The 16585-nt window shown below is 65.4% G+C and carries 16 protein-coding genes; 5 read left to right on the top strand and 11 right to left on the bottom strand.

What is annotated here, in order from left to right:
- Positions 1-151 precede the first annotated feature (151 nt).
- From FY258_RS05450 to FY258_RS05430, 5 genes are read right to left on the bottom strand one after another with little or no spacing between them, the layout of a single operon-like run.
- Positions 152-1546: an oxaloacetate decarboxylase subunit alpha gene (locus FY258_RS05450; RefSeq protein ID WP_118103798.1), complete on the bottom strand. Its 1395-nt coding sequence runs from the start codon at positions 1544-1546 to the stop codon at positions 152-154.
- A gap of 4 nt (positions 1547-1550) precedes the next feature.
- A complete protein-coding gene (locus FY258_RS05445) occupies positions 1551-1709 on the bottom strand; it encodes an OadG-related small transporter subunit (protein WP_182279429.1) in 159 nt (52 codons plus the stop codon).
- Positions 1710-1724: 15 nt separating this feature from the next.
- Positions 1725-2843 (bottom strand): sodium ion-translocating decarboxylase subunit beta, encoded by a 1119-nt coding sequence (locus tag FY258_RS05440; RefSeq protein WP_006723662.1) that lies wholly within the window; start codon positions 2841-2843, stop codon positions 1725-1727.
- Between the two features lie 59 nt (positions 2844-2902).
- Positions 2903-3322, bottom strand: a complete 420-nt coding sequence (locus FY258_RS05435) for an acetyl-CoA carboxylase biotin carboxyl carrier protein subunit (RefSeq protein ID WP_118103796.1) — start codon at positions 3320-3322, stop codon at positions 2903-2905.
- Positions 3312-3692, bottom strand: a complete 381-nt coding sequence (locus FY258_RS05430; RefSeq protein ID WP_118103794.1) for a hypothetical protein — start codon at positions 3690-3692, stop codon at positions 3312-3314. The genes FY258_RS05435 and FY258_RS05430 overlap by 11 nt, the downstream gene beginning before the upstream one ends.
- Before the next feature lie 265 nt (positions 3693-3957).
- Here FY258_RS05430 and FY258_RS05425 point away from each other — a divergent pair, with 265 nt between their 5' ends.
- The 3 genes from FY258_RS05425 to FY258_RS05415 are packed head-to-tail and all read left to right on the top strand — an operon-like array spanning position 3958 to position 6103.
- The gene (locus FY258_RS05425) at positions 3958-4482 is read left to right on the top strand and encodes an HD domain-containing protein (protein WP_118103792.1); all 525 of its coding nucleotides are present in this window, start codon (positions 3958-3960) and stop codon (positions 4480-4482) included.
- A gap of 43 nt (positions 4483-4525) precedes the next feature.
- The gene (gene folB / locus FY258_RS05420) at positions 4526-5011 is read left to right on the top strand and encodes a dihydroneopterin aldolase (protein WP_118103790.1); all 486 of its coding nucleotides are present in this window, start codon (positions 4526-4528) and stop codon (positions 5009-5011) included.
- A gap of 39 nt (positions 5012-5050) precedes the next feature.
- Positions 5051-6103 (top strand): CPBP family intramembrane glutamic endopeptidase, encoded by a 1053-nt coding sequence (locus tag FY258_RS05415; protein WP_118104045.1) that lies wholly within the window; start codon positions 5051-5053, stop codon positions 6101-6103.
- Here FY258_RS05415 and FY258_RS05410 read toward each other — a convergent pair.
- From FY258_RS05410 to mgtA, 3 genes are all read right to left on the bottom strand, one after another.
- Entirely contained in the window at positions 6100-8328 is a 2229-nt protein-coding gene (locus FY258_RS05410) for a YgiQ family radical SAM protein (protein WP_259324454.1), read from the bottom strand. The two genes, FY258_RS05415 and FY258_RS05410, sit on opposite strands and share 4 nt — an antisense overlap.
- Before the next feature lie 145 nt (positions 8329-8473).
- Positions 8474-9133, bottom strand: coding sequence for an HAD family hydrolase (locus tag FY258_RS05405; protein ID WP_118103788.1), 660 nt, complete (start codon positions 9131-9133; stop codon positions 8474-8476).
- Positions 9134-9241: 108 nt separating this feature from the next.
- Positions 9242-12130, bottom strand: a complete 2889-nt coding sequence (gene mgtA / locus FY258_RS05400) for a magnesium-translocating P-type ATPase (protein ID WP_118103786.1) — start codon at positions 12128-12130, stop codon at positions 9242-9244.
- 490 nt (positions 12131-12620) lie between these two features.
- Between mgtA and FY258_RS05395 the strand changes: the two genes are divergently transcribed.
- Positions 12621-13304, top strand: a complete 684-nt coding sequence (locus FY258_RS05395) for a YoaK family protein (protein WP_118103784.1) — start codon at positions 12621-12623, stop codon at positions 13302-13304.
- Positions 13305-13327: 23 nt separating this feature from the next.
- Here the strand turns inward: FY258_RS05395 and mnmA are convergent, their stop codons facing one another.
- Both mnmA and cysK read right to left on the bottom strand, forming a co-directional pair.
- Positions 13328-14533, bottom strand: coding sequence for a tRNA 2-thiouridine(34) synthase MnmA (gene mnmA / locus FY258_RS05390; protein WP_118103782.1), 1206 nt, complete (start codon positions 14531-14533; stop codon positions 13328-13330).
- Between the two features lie 26 nt (positions 14534-14559).
- Complete coding sequence (cysK, locus tag FY258_RS05385; protein ID WP_118103780.1) at positions 14560-15495, bottom strand: cysteine synthase A; 936 nt, start codon at positions 15493-15495, stop codon at positions 14560-14562.
- A 223-nt stretch (positions 15496-15718) separates the two neighbouring features.
- Between cysK and FY258_RS05380 the strand changes: the two genes are divergently transcribed.
- A complete protein-coding gene (locus FY258_RS05380; RefSeq protein WP_118103778.1) occupies positions 15719-16159 on the top strand; it encodes an RrF2 family transcriptional regulator in 441 nt (146 codons plus the stop codon).
- 12 nt (positions 16160-16171) lie between these two features.
- On the opposite strand, the gene FY258_RS05375 is transcribed toward FY258_RS05380, so the two are convergent.
- Positions 16172-16537: a phage holin family protein gene (locus FY258_RS05375; protein ID WP_118103776.1), complete on the bottom strand. Its 366-nt coding sequence runs from the start codon at positions 16535-16537 to the stop codon at positions 16172-16174.
- Positions 16538-16585: the final 48 nt, after the last annotated feature.

The following is a 16585-nucleotide window of genomic DNA, read 5'->3' as shown; positions in this document are numbered from 1 at the left end:
GCTCGCGACGTTGCCGTCGCGAGCCACGATGCGTTTGAGACGTGCGGGCAAGCCACTGTTCGACCGGGCACGGAGGTCGAGCGTGAAAATGCGGGCACCCGCGAAGGAGATGCGAGCGCCCGCCGTAGGGAGACGCTATGTCGCGCGGTCTTTACGCCACGTCGATGGAGACGTTGACCTCTTGGACAGGGACGTCGTAGAACGGATCCTCGCGACGGCCCAGGAAGTCGCGTGCCTGCTCGGGGAACAGGGCGTAGGACAGCACGTCCTCATCTGAGCGGGCGTACTGCGAGATCTCCTCGCGCAGGCGCGGCATCGCGGGTTCGATCAGGTCGGCCGGACGGCAGGTGATGACCTCATCATCGCCGATGATCTGGCGGCGGATTTTCTCTGAGATGGTCACGGGCGGACGGCCGTATTGACCGCGCACGTAGTCCTTGATTTCGGCGGGGACGACTTTGTAGCGCTCGCCGGAGATGACGTTCATGAGGGCCTGGGAGCCCACCATCTGCGACAGCGGGGTCACGAGCGGCGGGTAGCCCAGGTCGGCGCGGACGCGCGGGACCTCGGCGAGCACCTCGGCGTACTTGTCCTCCACATGCATGTCCTTCAGGTTGGCGAGCAGGTTGGAGAGCATGCCACCGGGGACCTTGTACAGCAGTGCCTTGGGCTCGACTGCCATGACCTTGGGGTTCAGCCCGCCCTCGTCCAAGAAGCGGTTGCGGATGGGCAGGAAGTGCGCGGCCACGGCCTCGAGCTTCTCGATGTCCAGGCCGGTCTTGTAGCCGAGGGCCTCAAGGGCGATCGCCATGGACTCGGTGGCGGGTTGGCTCGTGCCCTCCGCGAAGGGGGAGGAGCAGGTGTCGATGATGTCGGCACCGGCCTCGACGGCCTTGAGGTAGGTCATTTGGGCGATGCCGGCGGTGCCGTGCGTGTGCACCTGCAGGGGCAGGTCGCACGATGCCTTGATCTCGCTCACGAGCTCGAAGGCGACGTCGGGGGTGAGGACGCCGGCCATGTCCTTGATGCAGATCGAGTCGGCGCCGGCGCGGGCCATCTCGTTGGCCAGGCTCACGAAGTAGCGCACGGTATGCACGTCGCTGGTGGTGTAGGAAATGGCGGCCTGGACCTCGCCGCCCGCCTCCTTGGCGGCGCGGATGGAGGTCTGGAGGTTGCGGGTGTCGTTCAGCGCATCGAAGATGCGGATGACGTCGATGCCGTTTTCCACGGACTTCTTCACCAGGGCCTCGACCACGTCGTCGGCGTAGTTGCGGTAGCCGAGCAGGTTCTGGCCGCGCAGCAGCATCTGCAGCTTGGTGTTCTTGACGTGGGCGCGAATGGTGCGCAGGCGCTCCCACGGGTCCTCGTTGAGGTAGCGCAGGCAGCTGTCGAACGTGGCGCCGCCCCAGACCTCGAGGGATTCGAAGCCGCACTGGTCGAGCGTCTCGAGGATGGGGAGCATGTCCTCGATGGGCATGCGCGTGGCGATCTGGCTTTGCTGGCCGTCGCGCAGGACGGTCTCCATGAAGCGAATCTTGCGAGTCATGGCTTTACGCCTCCTTCGACGGCGGGAAGAGTCGGGCGAGGGCGAGCGAGATCACGTAGATGACGAACATGACGATGAAGATGCCGCCCCAACCCAAGATGAGGATCTGGATGGCGAGGGACAAGTCGGCGGAAAGTCCGAGCGATGCGATGAGATCGGTCATTGCCAGCACCCCTTTCTAGAGCAGAAGGCCGAGGACGAGACCGCCGGCGACGACCGAGGCGATCTGACCGGCCACGTTGGCGGCAGCGGCCTGCATGAGGATGAAGTTGCCGGGATCCTCCTCGGTGGCGAGCTTTTGCACCACGCGGGAGGCCATGGGGAAGGCGGAGATGCCCGCGGCGCCCACCATGGGGTTGATCTTCTCCTTGCGGAAGAGGTTCAGGAGCTTGGCGAACATGACGCCGCCCACGGAGTCCATGATGAAGCCGATGAGGCCGAGGCCCATGATGATGAGCGTGTCGAACTGCAAAAACTCGCTGTACTCCATCTTCACGGAGACACACAGGCCCAAAAGGATGGAGATGAGGTTCACGAGTTCGTTTTGGGCGGAGGCGGAAAGCGAGTTGAGCACGCCGCACTCGCGCAGGAGGTTGCCGAACATGAGGAAGCCCACGAGCGGCAGGGACACCGGGGCGATGAGGCCGGCGACCACGCAGATGGTGACGGGGAAGAGGATCTTGGCCGTCTGCGAGACCTGGCCAGGGCGGTAGGTCATGCGGATGGCGCGCTCCTTCTTGGTGGTGCAGGCCTTGATGGCGATGGGCTGGATGATGGGGACGAGCGCCATGTAGGAGTACGCCGCGACCATGATCGCGCCCATGTACTTCGAACCGAGCGAGTTGGCCACGAAGATCGAGGTGGGGCCGTCCGCGGCGGCGATGATGCCCGCGGAGGCGGCGTCGGCGATGTCGAAGCCGAACACGCCCGTGGCCACGATGGTCACGAAGAAGATGCCGAACTGCGCAGCCGCGCCGAACAACAGCAGGAACGGGTTGGCGAGCAGCGGGCCGAAGTCGATCATGGCGCCGATGCCGATGAACAGCAGCAGCGGGAACAGTTCGGTCTCGATGCCGGCGTCGAACAGGATCTGGAACGGTCCGGGCTCGGTGCCGGTCATGAGGACGCCGGATGCGGGGATGTTCACCAGGATGGTGCCGAGTCCCATGGGCACGAGAAGCGTGGGCTCGTACTCCTTCTTGATGCCCAGGTACATGAGGACGCAGCCGATGAGGATCATCGCGATGCGCCCCGGCTCGGCGATTAGCGCCTGCACGCCGTCGAGTAGGATTTCCATAGTGCCTCGTTTCTGGATAAAAGCGCCGCCTCATCGGCGGCGCGTCGGAGTGGGTGCGCTTAGGCGAGGGTGAAGAGCGTGTCGCCCGGGTTCACCATGGCGCCCTTCTCGACGTTGATGGAAGCGATGGTGCCCGCCTGCTCGGCGACGACCTCGTTCTCCATCTTCATGGCCTCGAGGATCATGACGGGCTGATTGGCGGTGACGACGTCGCCGACTTTCACGTGGATATCGAGGATGGTGCCGGGCATGGGCGCGGTCTGGGCATGGGAGCCCGCCGCCACGGGAGCCGGGGCGGCGGCAGGTGCCGGGGCGGGCTCGGGTGCGGGAGCCGGGGCGGCAGCCGGCGCCGGGGTGGGCGCAGGTGCGGCGCTTGCGGCGGGGGCGGCGTCTGCCGGGGTCGGGGTGGGGGCGCCGACCTCCTCCATCTCGACCAAGTACTGGGTTCCGTCGACGGAGATCTTGAATTTACGCAGCATGGCTGCCCTCCTCTTTCATCTTGTAGATGTTCTTGACCGTAAATGAGCTCTTCTCGAGCGCGCCGGCGGCGAGTGCCGTGGCGATGACCGAGACCGTGCGGTACTCGGGATTTGCGACGAGCACGCGCTTCACGCGAAACTCGCTGCTGGGGTGATCCCCCGCGGCGATAGCCGACGCGATGACGCACACGTGCTGATGCTCGCGCGGGTCGACGGGGAGAAATGCCGGAAGCGGTTCCCAGGCGTCTCCGTCGCGATCGGCGGCGTTGGCGGCGTCCGTCGTCGCGGCGGTGACGGCGATCGGGGCTTCAGCTGAAGGCTTCTGTTCCCCATGACCCGTGTGGCGTTTGATCCAAGAGCGTAGTCCCATGGCCCTTCCTTTCCCGTGCGATGCGCGTTCGATCGGAGTCGGCGCACAACCTCACGAAGGCCCATGCTAGCGAGATTTGTAGGAATTGTGGCGCTTGCAAGCGCCATCTTCGGTGACTGGTAGGAATTGGCCGGGGCGGTGGTGTTTCGTTTTAGCACTGGCAAAACACCTTGCGTTGTGTTCGCGCCGTTTTGCCGTCTCGGCCGTGCCGCGCACGCCGTATTGGGTACAACATGGAAACGAGTGTCGACGTTTGGGGGCGAACATGGAACGCATAGCCGCGATCGCTGAGAGTGAGCTGTTCACCCGCTGTCTGGCGGGGATCGAAGCCGCGGAGGTCGATCGGGTTTTTTGCCGCCATGGGTTGCCCCATCTGCTCGATGTCGCCCGCATCGCCTGGATTCTCAATCTCGAGAGGGGCTGCGGCCTGCGTCGGGATGTGGTCTATGCCGCGGCGCTGCTGCACGATATCGGGCGTGCCGCTCAGTATCAGACGGGAGAGCCCCATGATGAGGCGGGAACGCGCATCGCGGCCGAGGTCTTGGACGCTCTGCCCGAGCCCTTGCGTTTCGATGGGACCGACCGCGCGGCGATCTTGCACGCGGTGGGGGGCCATCGCGGGGCCCTTGCGGGACGGGAGGGGGATGCGCATGAGGGGCCTGCCACGGCCGATGTCCTCGCGCGTCTCATCAAGGAGGCCGACGGCCGTTCGCGCGCCTGTTTTTCCTGTGCGGCTCGTGACGCCTGCTATTGGTCGGAAGAGCGCAAGAACCTGTCCATAGATATATAAGCGCGCGTCCCGCTGGGGACGCGTATCGTCAAAGGAGCACATCATGAATACGAAGCATCTGCCTGAGAACATCGTGGACGACCGCGGCACGCTTGCTTGTCGCGATGCCGGCCTTCCCGCCACGCGCCGGCAGCTCGCGCATGTGGAACCCGAGCACCTTCGGGCTCTCGACCGCATTTCGATTGAGGGCCTTGAGGTGTTCGCCAATCACGGCGTGTTCCCGGAGGAGAATGCGCTGGGTCAGAAGTTCGTGGTGAGCGTGACGTTCTACACCGACACGCGCCGAGCCGGTGAGACCGACGACTTGTCGGCCTCGATTCATTACGGTGAGGCGGCTCATGCCATCGACGAGTTCATGCGCGCGCATACGTTCAAGCTCATCGAGGCGGCCGCCGAGGGCGTGGCCGATATGCTGCTCGGGCGCTATCCGAGTGCGTACGGCGTGCGCGTCAAGCTTGAGAAGCCCTGGGCGCCCGTGGGACTGCCGCTGGGCTCGGTCTCCGTCGAGATCGAGCGCACGCGCGCGTAGCTCGCCGGCCGCATGAGGACGATGGACGAGGAGGTCCCCATGGACAACACGACGACTGGCTCCCGCGTGTGGGGCACATGTAAATGGCTGCTCGCGATGGCGGGGGTTTTCGGCGCGTACTTGCTGATCCAGGTCGTGGTGGCGGGTTTTGGCGGAACCGTGATCGGCGTTATCGCCGCGATGGCGTCGGGCTCCGAATCGTTCATGGAGGGCACGGCGCTTGATAACGCTATTCTGATGCTCGGCGTCGCGGTCCAGCTTGTTGTTATCGCCGTGTTTCTGCCATGGTGGCGGCGCATGCGTCCCGCCTCGTTCGTCGCCCGGCGCGAAGCGGTTGCGACCAGTGGCGTCTCGTTTGCCAAATCGCTCGCCTTGCTACTGGTGATAGGTGTCTCGGCGCAGTTTTTCGTGGGTGGCATTCTGGAGATCGTCGAATTGCTGTTCCCTGAGGCCATGGCAGAGTACTCCGAGCTCATGGAGGATACGAGTGTCGGGGTCTTCGCCATCGTCTCTGCGCTGTCGATTGCGGTGCTCGCGCCCATCAACGAGGAGATCGTATGCCGCGGCGTCATGCTCGAGTACGCCATGCGCGCGATGAGCCCCGGCTGGAATGCGACCGACGGCGCACGTTACCGTGCCGTTTCAGCACGGGCGTTTTGGATCGCCAACACGCTGCAGGCGCTCGTGTTCGGCGTGCTGCACATGAATCTCATCCAGGGGAGCTACGCCTTTGTGCTCGGGGCCGTCCTGGGCTGGGTGTTTTGGCGCACGGGCAAGCTTCGCTACCCGATCATCCTGCACTTCGCGCTGAACATCTCGTCGTATTTGGTCGAGCCTCTGTACCCCTTGCTAAGCGTCGTGCCGACGGGGCTCGTCATCGTGCTCGCCGCCGTGATGTGCGCAGCGGGAATAAGGGAGTTCGGACGGCTCTGGAGCTCGTCCGATGCACTGGATGCCATTGAGAGGCCGCAGGATGTGGCGGCGGTACAGGGCATTTTGCCCGTGGAGGGGGGGGGGGGGGGGGGGCGGGGCCCCCCCCCCCCCCCCCCGACGGATATCTTGGTTAGCGCCCCCGTGTCGCCGCGCCGTTAATGCCGGTTTGCGCCCTGGCGCCCCTGCGCGGCACGGTTGCGGGCGTGGGGGTTTGTGCCCGCGGCGCTCTTGCCGGTGGCGCGTCCGCCTGGCTTGCCGGGGCTGGGGCGCCCGTTCTGCTTGGTGCCCGTCCGCCCGTTCGGCATGGCCGAGCCCTTCTTTCCGGAGCGTGCTGCGGCGCGGCGCTCGGCGCGATTTTGGGGCTGCGTGGCGGCTTTACCGTCCTCGTGCCTACTTGTCGCTTTTTTGGGCTTGCCGTTGGCGGGCTTGCCCGTTCCTGCTCCGACCTGCTTCTTTCCGCCGCCCGCGCCCGGCTTGGGCGGCACGGGGCGGATGAGGCACTTCGTCCCGTAGCCGATGAGGTCCTCGCGCCCGGCCTTTCGCAGCGCCTCCTTCACCAGCTTGTAATTCTCCGGCTTGCGATACTGGATGAGCGCGCGCTGCATTGCCTTTTCGTGCGGGTCGCGCGGGATGTAGACCGGCTTCATGGTGCGCGGGTCCACGCCCGTGTAGAACATGCAGGTGCTCATGGTCGAGGGCGTGGGATAGAAATCCTGCACCTGCTCGGGCATGTAGCCCATGTCGCGCACGGCCTCCGCCAGCTCCACGGCCTCTTTCATGGTCGAACCCGGATGGCTCGAGATGAGGTAGGGCACCACGTACTGCTTGAGACCGTACTCCGCGGAGAGGCGCTCGAAGCGCTCGACGAACGCGTCGTAGACCTCGCGGCGCGGCTTGCCCATCACCGAGAGTACTGCGTCGCTCACGTGCTCGGGCGCCAGACGCAGCTGCCCGCTCACATGGTGCTGTAGAAGTTCGACCAGGAACTTGTCGCTCGCATCGGCCATGGTGTAGTCGAAGCGGATGCCGCTGCGCACGAAGACCTTCTTCACGCCGGGAATCTGGCGCAGGTCGCGCAGCAGGTCGGCGTAGGCGTCCTCATTGGTGTCCATGTTGCGGCAGACGTCCGGCCACAGGCAGCGGCGGTTCTTGCACACGCCGTGGGTGAGCTGCTTTTTGCACGCCGGCTTGAAGAAGTTCGCCGTGGGGCCGCCCACGTCGTTGATATATCCCTTGAACTCGGGGTCGTGCGTGAGCTCCTCGGCCTCGCGCATGACGCTCTCGCGGCTGCGCACCTGCACCATGCGGCCCTGATGGAAGGCGAGCGCGCAGAAGGAGCACTCGCCAAAGCACCCGCGGTTGCTGGAGATGGAGAAGCGGATCTCGTCGAAGGCCGGAATGCCTCCGGCCGCATCGTAGTCGGGGTGCCAGTGGCGCGCGTAGGGCAGCTCGGCCACTTCGTCCATCTCGCGCTCGGTGAGGGGCGCCGAGGGTGGGTTCTGCACCACGTAGACGCCGTTGGGATAGGGCTCTACCAGTCGTCCGCCCGTGATGGGGTCCATGTTCTGCTGCTGGATGTTGAAGGAGCGCGCGTAAGTGAGGCGGTCGCGCTCGAGCTCGTCCCAGGAGGGGAGCAGTTCGTAGTCGAAGACGTTGTCCAGCGCCCCCGCGCCGCTCGTGCGGTAGACCGAGCCGTTCACGAAGGTGATCTGGTCCACGGGCAGTCCGCCGTCGAGCGCGTCCGCCACCTCGACGATCGAGTGCTCGCCCATGCCGTAGAGCAGGATGTCGGCGCCGGAGTCGAGCAGGACGGAGCGCTTGAGCTTGTCCTGCCAGTAGTCGTAGTGCGCGAGGCGGCGCAGGCTCGCCTCGATGCCGCCGATGATGATGGGCTTGTCCTTGAAGGTGCGGCGGATGAGGTTGCCGTAGACCGTGACGGCGCGGTTGGGACGTGCGCCCGCGCGTCCGCCGGGGGTGTAGGCGTCCTCATGGCGCGGCTTCTTGTTGACGGTGTAGTGGTTCACCATCGAGTCCATGTTGCCGGCCGAGATGAGAAAGCCCAGGCGCGGCTCGCCGAGCGCGGCGATGCTCGCCGGATCGGTCCAGTCGGGCTGGCAGATGATGCCTACGCGGTAGCCCGCATGCTCGAGCACGCGGGAGATGATCGCCATGCCGAAACTCGGGTGGTCGACATAGGCGTCGCCGCAGATATAGACGAAATCGCATTGGTCCCAGCCCCGTGCCTCCATATCGGCGCGCGAGACGGGAAGGAAGGCCTCGCGGCCGGGGCGCCCCTTGGTTCCCGGGCAACGGGTGGGGGTGGAGGTGTGCTTGGGTTTGGGGCCCTTCGGGGCTGCGTGATTCTTGGGCGGATGCTTGGGCATGCTGCTCGCTTTCATAGTGGTTGATCGCGTCCAAGCATACGCCATGTTCGCCATTGGTCGCGGTCGTGCGGCATGCACCAATCTATAAACCAGAACCACGCGCGGCGCGGGCGGGACGCCGGTTGATTTCGCCTCGAGCGCGGTTCTAGACGTTGGGCGTCGTGAGACGATCGAGCGCCGCCGGGAGTTCGTGGAGGGTGGTCAGCACTTCTGCGCACAGGGCGCGTATCTCGGGCGTGGGCTCGTTGTAGTCGGGGACCATGATCGTGCGCATGCCGGCGGCGGCGCCCGATCGCACGCCATTGAAGGAGTCCTCCACGGCGACGCACCGCGCGGGTTCGATGCCCAGGTGGTCGGCGGCGACGAGGTAAACATCGGGGGCGGGTTTGTGATGCTCGATGTCCTCGTCGAAGACGGCGGCGTCGAACAACTCCATGAGACCGAGGCGCTCCATGCTCGTGATGGCTCGGTCGCGCACGCTCGAGGTGGCGAGCGCCACGGCGAGTCCTCGCTCGCGCACCGCGGCGACCGCCTCGGCGGCTCCGGGCTTGAGTTCGAGCTCGTCTTCCCAGGTCGCGTCGAAGATCTCGTGACGGCGATTGAAGAGGCGCTCGGTGAATGCGGGATCGCCGAATTCGTCGTCGATCATATTCATGGCGTTGGGGATGCTGCATCCCACAAACGCGTGCAAGATGCGCTCGGGGATCTCGATACGGAAATCCTGCGCGGCTCGCCGCCATGCGGCTTGGCTCACGCGCTCCGTGTCGATAAGGGTGCCGTCCATGTCGAAGATGACTGCCTGCATATGTGGGTCCTTTCGGGAAATTGTCTGGGCAGCATGGTATCAGGACGGGGTGCGGTCCACGTTTGGCGCGAATGCGCGGTTTCTGAGCGTTTCCGCAAGGGAGTCTTCCTACAACAGCTCGCCGTGGGCGCGGACGTAGAGCGCCTTGGCGATGCTCGTGAGCAGCAGATAGCCGATCATCATCACGGCGAGGACGCCGAAGAACGCACCCGGCAGCGGCACCAGGTCGAGAGCCGCGTTCACACCCGGAACGTAGGGCATGGCGGTCACCAGGCCCACGCCCAAAACCGTGAGGGCGGTGAGGGACGCGGCGGGCTTGCTCTGCACAAAGGGCAGGCGCTCGGTGCGCAGCAGGTGGATCACGAGTGTCTGCGTCCACATGGACTCGACGAACCAGCCGGTCTGGAAGACGAGCGCGAACAGGGCGCGCTGGGCGGGATCGGTGAGGGCGTCCCAGGGCGCGCCCACCACGAGCGGGCACACGACCCAGAACATCGCCGCGAAGGTCAGGATGTCGAAGATGGAGCTCACGGGGCCGATCTTGAGCATGAAGCTCACGATGCCGCGTGCGTCCCAGGTGCGCGGGCGGGCGAGGAACGACTCGTCGACGCGGTCCCAGGGCAGCGCGGCGCAGCTTACCGTGTAGGCCATGCCGAGCAGGAGCAGCTGCAGCGCGCTCATGGGCAAAAACGGCAGGAACGCGGCGGCGACGAGCACGGAGAGCACATTGCCGAAGTTGGAGCTCGCGGTGGTCTTGATGTATTTGATGGTGTTGCCGTAGGTGCGGCGCCCCTCGACGATGCCGTGGGCAAGGACGGTGAGATCCTTCTTGAGCAAGATGATGTCGGCGCTCTCCTTGGCGACGTCGACGGCGGTATCGACGGAGATGCCGCAGTCGCTGGCGCGCATGGCGGCTGCGTCGTTGATGCCGTCGCCCATGAAGCCCACGGTGTGCTTGCCGTGCGTGCGCAGGACTTCGACGATGCGGGCCTTCTGCAGCGGGGAGAGCTTGGCAAAGAGTCCCGTGCGCTCGGCGCGCTCGGCGAGCTCGTCGTCGCTGAGCAGGTCGATGTCGGCTCCGGTGAGCATGTTGCGGGCGTCGATGCCGACCTGCTCGCAGACGGTCGCGGCCACGGCGGCGTTGTCGCCGGTGAGCACCTTCACGGCCACACCCAAATCGCCGAGCTCCTTCACGGCCGCCTTGGCGCTTGCCTTGGGCGGATCGAGGAAGGCGAGATAACCGATGAGCGTCATGCCATGCTCGTCGTCGGCGGTGAGGTCGCGGGCCGGCACGTCGTTTCGCTGGGCCACGCCGACCACGCGCATGCCGCGCTCGTTGAGGCCGCGGACGCGGTCGAGAATCTGATCGGCCTGCTCAGCGGTGAGCGGCAGGACCTCGGTCCCGACCTCGACCGTGCTGCATACGTCGATCATCTCCTCGACGGCTCCCTTGGTGATGAGCTGGCGCTTGCCGGCGGCGTCTTCGACCACCACGCTCATGCGGCGACGGTCGAAGTCGAAGGGAATCTCGTCCACCAGGCGCCAATGGTCGCGCGCGCCGGCAATCGCCGCGGCCTCGGGGGAGGTCCGCACGCCGGCCTCGCCCGCTCGGGCGTCCATGCTTCGGCCGCCGGCGGCAAGGCCTTCGGCTCGCTCGATGATGGCCTCGTCCATGAGGTTGCGCAGGCCGGTCTGGAAGACGCTGTTGAGATAGGCGTGGCGGAGCACGCGGTCGCTGGGCGCGCCCAGCACGTCGAGATGGCGCTCGAGCACGATCTTGTCGCGCGTGAGGGTCCCGGTCTTATCGCAGCACAGGACGTCCATGGCGCCCAGGTTCTGGATGGAGGAGATCTCCTTGACCACGACGTCCTTCGCGCGCATGGCCTCTGCGCCGCGCGCGAGGCAGGTCGTCACGATGACCGGCAGCATCTGCGGTGTGATGCCCACGGCGACGGAGATGGAGAATAGCAGCGCGTCGAGCCAATCGCCTTTGGTGAGGCCGCACAGGACGAACACGATGGGGCACATGACGAGCATGAACCCGACGAGCACGCGAGAGACCGACGCCACGCCGGCGTCGAAGCTCGTGGCGGTCGGGCGGGAGTCGAGCGCGCTTGCGATGCCGCCCAGGTAGGTGCGCGCACCGGTGGTCACGACGACGCCCGTGCCCGAACCGCTCTGCACGGTGGTACCCGCGAAGGCGAAGTTCGCGCAATCGTCGATGAGCAGCGCCCGTCCGACGGGGTCCTCGATGGCGGCGGGGGTCTTCTCGACGGGGTCGGATTCGCCGGTGAGGGCGGCCTGGGTGAGGAACAGGTCCTTGGCCGAGACGATGCGCAGGTCGGCGGGGATGATGTCGCCCGCGGCGAGTTCGATCAGGTCGCCGGGGACCACGTCCGCCAGCGGGATCTCTGCAGCTCCGGTGTCCTCACGCACGCAGCGGCAGGTGATGGAGACGAGGCCCTTCAGGGCGTCAGCCGCGGCGGCTCCGCGGGTGTCCTGCCAAAACGAGATGCCTCCGGAGATGAGGACCATGACGCCGATGATGATGGCGGTGGAGGGGTCGGCCTCTCCGGGTGCGGCGAGGTAGACGTTGGTGTACAGCGAGATCGCGGCGAGTGCGAGCAGGATGAGGGTGAACGGCGTGAGGAACGCACGGGAGAGGCGGGCGGAGAGCGGGTCGTGATGCTCGGGAGCGATGATGTTGGCTCCGTGCACCGAGCGGATGCGATGGGCCTGCTGTTCAGTGAGGCCGTGCTCGCCGGTGCCGAGCAGGTCCATGACCTCAGCGGCATCCAAGCATCCGATGCGCGCGATCTCGGGGTCGAGCCCCGAGGTTCGCTTTGCCGCTGCAGCCGTGCTCACGTTGTGGCGAACATGCGAGCTCACGCTGCCGATGACGCGGTGGATACCGCGACGCACGCGGCTTCCGGCCATGTGAAGGCCTGTTCCGATTCCGGTGGTCTCGATACGGTCGATGTGCTTCATCCAGGTCATGAGGCACCTCCTTGACGTTGTCCCGACGTTGCCGGGCGTGTGGTCGAATAAGGGGAGATGCGCCCATGCAGGCATGGGTCGATCGCGGCGATTGCCGCGAGGACATCGATTCGGTTGCGTCGCGATGGCGGATGACGTCCGTGCGTCCGTTATGCCTGAGGACTTATCGTCCAGTCAGAAGGCGTGAAAGCGGTCCGCGGGCGCCGTCATGGCGCAATCGGGGTTTGCTAGCCTGCTGGGCACAGCTACTGACAGGGTGGTCCATGACGCACCTCCTTTTCGGTCGCGGCCGGGGCCTTCTTCGAGATTCTCACGCTAGTGTAGACCGCCCGTTGGAGCTGTCAAGCGCGATCTCAGTCTAATTCACAAATTGGGTAGGTTTGTAAAGAAGGCGTTAAGTGCCTCAATTTGGGGACGGTCTCCAAATTGAGGTTCGGCATGGCATATGCTGTACAAGATCTCCGTTGGGCCGATGTGAGGGGAGGGGCACATGGAGCGCGCGAAGCAAGTATCCGAGTCGATCGAGCTCGGCGTCATCCTGGCGTTGGTCGGCGGCTTCATGGACGTGTATTCCTACGTCGGTCGCGGCGGCGTGTTCGCCAACGCGCAAACGGGCAACATCTTGCTCGTGGGTGTGCACCTTTCCGAGGGCAACATCCCCCTCGCCATGCATTTCCTCTTGCCGGTCCTGTGCTTTTCCGTCGGCATCATGATGAGCGACTTGGTGCACGAACGGTTTGCCAGCGTCTTGCATTGGCGCCAGCTCACCGTCTTGGCCGAGGCCCTCATCTTGCTCGGTGTCGGCCTGCTGCCCCCTGAGCACAACATGCTCGCCAACGGTCTCACCTCGCTCGCTTGCGGCATGCAGGTCGAGAGTTTTCGCAAGATCCGCGGGCGCGGCATTGCCACCACCATGTGCATCGGCAACTTGCGCAGCGCCCTGCAAAATGTCGACGACTACATCATCACGCATGAGCGCGGCTTCCTGGTCAACGGGCTTTTGTACTTCGGTGTGATCGCCGTGTTCGTATGTGGTGCCGTGCTCGGCAACTGGTGCCTCGAGCGATTCGGGCTCTCGGCCATCGGCATCTGCTCGCTGCTGTTGCTCGCGGCGTTCTTCATGATGTTTTCCGACCGCGAGGCTGCGGGGGAGTGCGAAGCGGCGGAGGAGTAGCGTTCGCTCGCCCGGTGCACGGGCTACTTGATCGCCCTCACCACGGTGCCGCCGCCCAAGACGATATCGCCTGCGTACGCGACAACCGCCTGGCCCGGAGCGATGCCGCGCTCGGGCGAGTCGAAGATGAGCTCGAACGCGTTCGCTCCCGTCGGCGATCCGGTCGTGCCGCATGTCGCCCTGCGCAGGCGCGCGGGCTGTGCGGGGTGACGGTAGCGGATCTTGGCGCTCACGGGTAGGCCCATCTCGCCCACCTCGTCCAATAGCTCTTCCATGACGTTTGCCGGCGCACTCCAAATCCAGTCGTCGGCCACGAGGCCGCCCGCCATGAGGTCGGTGACCTCTCCCAGGGTGACCGTGTTCGCCACGGCGTCGATGCCCGTCACGTAGACGGGATGCGCGCAGGCCACGCCCAGCCCTTTACGCTGGCCCACGGTGTAGCGAATCGCCCCGTGATGGCGTCCCAGCACGTGACCGCTCGTGTTCACGATATCGCCCTCCGGCAACGGCGCTCCGTTGCGTTTCTCGATGTAGGTGGCGAAGTCGTTGTCCGGGACGAAGCAGATGCCCTGGCTGTCGCGCTTGCCTGCATTCTCAAAGCCCTGCTCGCGGGCGATTCGACGCACGTCGCGCTCTTTGAACAGCCCGCCGAGGGGTAGTAGGGTGCGCGCAAGGCGTTCCTGCGTGAGCGAATACAGCACGTAGCTCTGGTCTTTTGAGGGGTCGAGCGCGCAGTTGAGGGTGTGGACGGCGTTTGATGCGCCCGTCCGCGAGGCGATTTGATCGACGAGCTTCTGCTCTTCGCCGCGCCGAGCCGCGCCTCCTCCGTCCCCGGCGAGCGTGTCGATGCGCCCGTAATGGCCCGTGGCTATGAAATCGCAATCGTGCTCACGGGCGTAGGTGAGCAGCGCGTCGAATTTGAGGTGGCGGTTGCAGTCGATGCAGGGATTGGGGGTGCGCCCCGCCTCATAGGTCCGGACGAATTTCTTCACCACATGGCGCTCGAAGGTCGCGCGCATGTCGATGACCTCGTGGGAAAAGCCCAGGCGTGCGGAGATCGCGGCGGCGTCGTCGGCGTCCGACCCGCTGCCACAGGCGCCGGGCGCGGCATCGCCGTGCAGCAACATGGTGGCGCCGAGGCAGTCGTACCCCTGCTGGGCGAGCAGGTAGGCGGTGACGCTCGAATCGACGCCGCCGCTCATGGCAACGAGTACGCGCTTGCGGGTCATGGGTCTCCTTTGCGTGGTGCGTGCGACTAGGCGAAGAGGGCGGTGGAGAGGTAGCGCTCACCGGTATCGGGGAGCAGGGCAACGATGGTTTTTCCGGCGTTTTCGGGGCGCTTCGCCAGCTCGAGGGCTGCCCAGGTGGCGGCTCCCGATGAGATGCCGGCCAAAACACCCGCCTGCCGTGCGAGGGCGCGACCGCAGGCGAGTGCATCCTCGTTCTCCACGGGGATGATCTCATCGTACACGTCGGTGTCGAGCACCTCGGGCACAAAGCCCGCGCCGATTCCCTGGATGGCGTGGGGCGCGGCCGAACCGCCTGAGAGCACGGGCGAGCTGGCGGGCTCGACGGCGACCACGCGGATATCCTCGTTCATCTGCTTGAGATAGCGCCCCGCTCCGGTGATGGTACCGCCCGTTCCGACGCCCGCCACGAAGATGTCGACGTCTCCTTCGGTGTCGCGCCAGATCTCGGGGCCGGTGGTCGCCATATGGGCCGCGGGGTTCGATGGGTTGGTGAACTGGCCGGCGACCCAGCTCTTAGGGGTGCTTGCCGCGAGCTCCTCGGCTCGGGCGATCGCGCCCTTCATGCCCTCGGTGCCCGGGGTGAGCACGAGTTCGGCGCCATAGGCGGCGAGAAGGGCTCTCCGTTCGGCGCTCATCGTCTCCGGCATGGTTATCACGAGTCGGTATCCGCGCGCCGCCGCCAGGGCTGCCAGGCCGACGCCGGTGTTTCCGCTCGTCGGCTCGATGATGGTGTAGCCGGCGTCCGGCGCGATGGTGCCGGCGGCCTCCGCCTCGTTCAGCATGTTGAGGGCGACGCGGTCTTTGACCGAGCCGGCGGGGTTTTGGCGCTCGAGTTTCACGAGCACGCGCGCCTTGAGGTCGAGTTGGCGCTCGAATCGGACGAGTTCGAGCAAGGGCGTATTGCCCACGAGCTCGTCGAGGGAGGTGTGGATGCGGGTCATATCTGCTCCTTTGCACGGTGTCGGTAATTGTAAGCCGTCGCTGTCGATTTGTTCGTGTACATAAAATCATACCAAAAACATAGGAATTATGTTGGCTGGTGGGGCTCGAGTTGAAATTCCGCAGCTCCCGTTCACCCGTTTACGGGAAATAACCCATATGCCGCAGGGGGTTGTCTGCTATGCTTTGGCCAGTTGGAACAGACGAGACGGAGGTGCGGATATCATGCTGGTGTCGACAAAAGGACGCTATGCGTTGCGCGTGATGATCGACCTCGCGGAGCATCGATCCGATGGGCGCACGCCCCTCAGGAAGATCGCCGCCCGCCAGGGGATCTCCGAGAAATACCTCGAGAACATCCTCACGACGTTGGTGCGCCATGGGCTTCTGTCCGGGCTGCGCGGCAAGGGGGGCGGTTATTGTCTCACGCGCGAGCCCGAGGATTTCACCATCGGCGAGGTCTTGCGTTTGACGGAAGGCTCGCTGTGCCCGGTCGCCTGTTTGGAGCACGGCCATGATGGCTGCGACCGCGCGGACCACTGCCGGACCATCTGTGTGTGGCGCGAGCTCGATTCCCTGATCGAGAATTACCTGAACGGCGTGACGTTGGCGGACCTGGTGCGCGACGAATCGCTCGAGGAGCCGTCGGGCCCCTGCATATCCTAGGACTCTCGGCCTCTAGTCGTTGGTGGCGACCCCGAGTATCGTGCATACGATGCTCACGATGATGCTGCCGAGCAGGGCGGCGCCAAAGCCGCTGATGGAGATACCGGAACCAAGAAGGTTCACGGACAGCCAACTGGCGAGTTCGAGCATGAAGCTGTTCACCACGAGTTGGAACAGGCCCACGGTGAGGCAGGTGAGCGGCAGGGAGATGACCGTGATGAGCGGCTTCACCAGGGAGTTGACGAGCCCGAGGAACAGGCCCACGAAGGCGAAGCTGAGCCAGGGGTCCGCGGCCCCGAAGGGCTGGATGCCGGGGACGATGAACGCGGCGACGGCGATGGCGATGGACGTCAAGAGCCAATTGAGGAAAAAGCGCATGGGAGGCCTTTCGGGTAGGGCCGGTGCTGCGAGGCGCGGATCGTCCGT

Origin of the sequence: Collinsella intestinalis (assembly GCF_902364775.2) — a bacterium.
Lineage (GTDB): Bacteria > Actinomycetota > Coriobacteriia > Coriobacteriales > Coriobacteriaceae > Collinsella.
This window is presented reverse-complemented; position numbering and strand designations above follow the sequence as displayed.

What these genes read in the sequence shown, in the direction of transcription:
- FY258_RS05450 (WP_118103798.1), bottom strand. Translation starts at nt 1,546, where the DNA reads ATGACTCGCAAGATTCGCTTCATGGAGACCGTCCTGCGCGACGGCCAG.
- FY258_RS05445 (WP_182279429.1), bottom strand. Translation starts at nt 1,709, where the DNA reads ATGACCGATCTCATCGCATCGCTCGGACTTTCCGCCGACTTGTCCCTC.
- FY258_RS05440 (WP_006723662.1), bottom strand. Translation starts at nt 2,843, where the DNA reads ATGGAAATCCTACTCGACGGCGTGCAGGCGCTAATCGCCGAGCCGGGG.
- FY258_RS05435 (WP_118103796.1), bottom strand. Translation starts at nt 3,322, where the DNA reads ATGCTGCGTAAATTCAAGATCTCCGTCGACGGAACCCAGTACTTGGTC.
- FY258_RS05430 (WP_118103794.1), bottom strand. Translation starts at nt 3,692, where the DNA reads ATGGGACTACGCTCTTGGATCAAACGCCACACGGGTCATGGGGAACAG.
- FY258_RS05425 (WP_118103792.1), top strand. Translation starts at nt 3,958, where the DNA reads ATGGAACGCATAGCCGCGATCGCTGAGAGTGAGCTGTTCACCCGCTGT.
- folB (WP_118103790.1), top strand. Translation starts at nt 4,526, where the DNA reads ATGAATACGAAGCATCTGCCTGAGAACATCGTGGACGACCGCGGCACG.
- FY258_RS05415 (WP_118104045.1), top strand. Translation starts at nt 5,051, where the DNA reads ATGGACAACACGACGACTGGCTCCCGCGTGTGGGGCACATGTAAATGG.
- FY258_RS05410 (WP_259324454.1), bottom strand. Translation starts at nt 8,328, where the DNA reads ATGCCCAAGCATCCGCCCAAGAATCACGCAGCCCCGAAGGGCCCCAAA.
- FY258_RS05405 (WP_118103788.1), bottom strand. Translation starts at nt 9,133, where the DNA reads ATGCAGGCAGTCATCTTCGACATGGACGGCACCCTTATCGACACGGAG.
- mgtA (WP_118103786.1), bottom strand. Translation starts at nt 12,130, where the DNA reads ATGACCTGGATGAAGCACATCGACCGTATCGAGACCACCGGAATCGGA.
- FY258_RS05395 (WP_118103784.1), top strand. Translation starts at nt 12,621, where the DNA reads ATGGAGCGCGCGAAGCAAGTATCCGAGTCGATCGAGCTCGGCGTCATC.
- mnmA (WP_118103782.1), bottom strand. Translation starts at nt 14,533, where the DNA reads ATGACCCGCAAGCGCGTACTCGTTGCCATGAGCGGCGGCGTCGATTCG.
- cysK (WP_118103780.1), bottom strand. Translation starts at nt 15,495, where the DNA reads ATGACCCGCATCCACACCTCCCTCGACGAGCTCGTGGGCAATACGCCC.
- FY258_RS05380 (WP_118103778.1), top strand. Translation starts at nt 15,719, where the DNA reads ATGCTGGTGTCGACAAAAGGACGCTATGCGTTGCGCGTGATGATCGAC.
- FY258_RS05375 (WP_118103776.1), bottom strand. Translation starts at nt 16,537, where the DNA reads ATGCGCTTTTTCCTCAATTGGCTCTTGACGTCCATCGCCATCGCCGTC.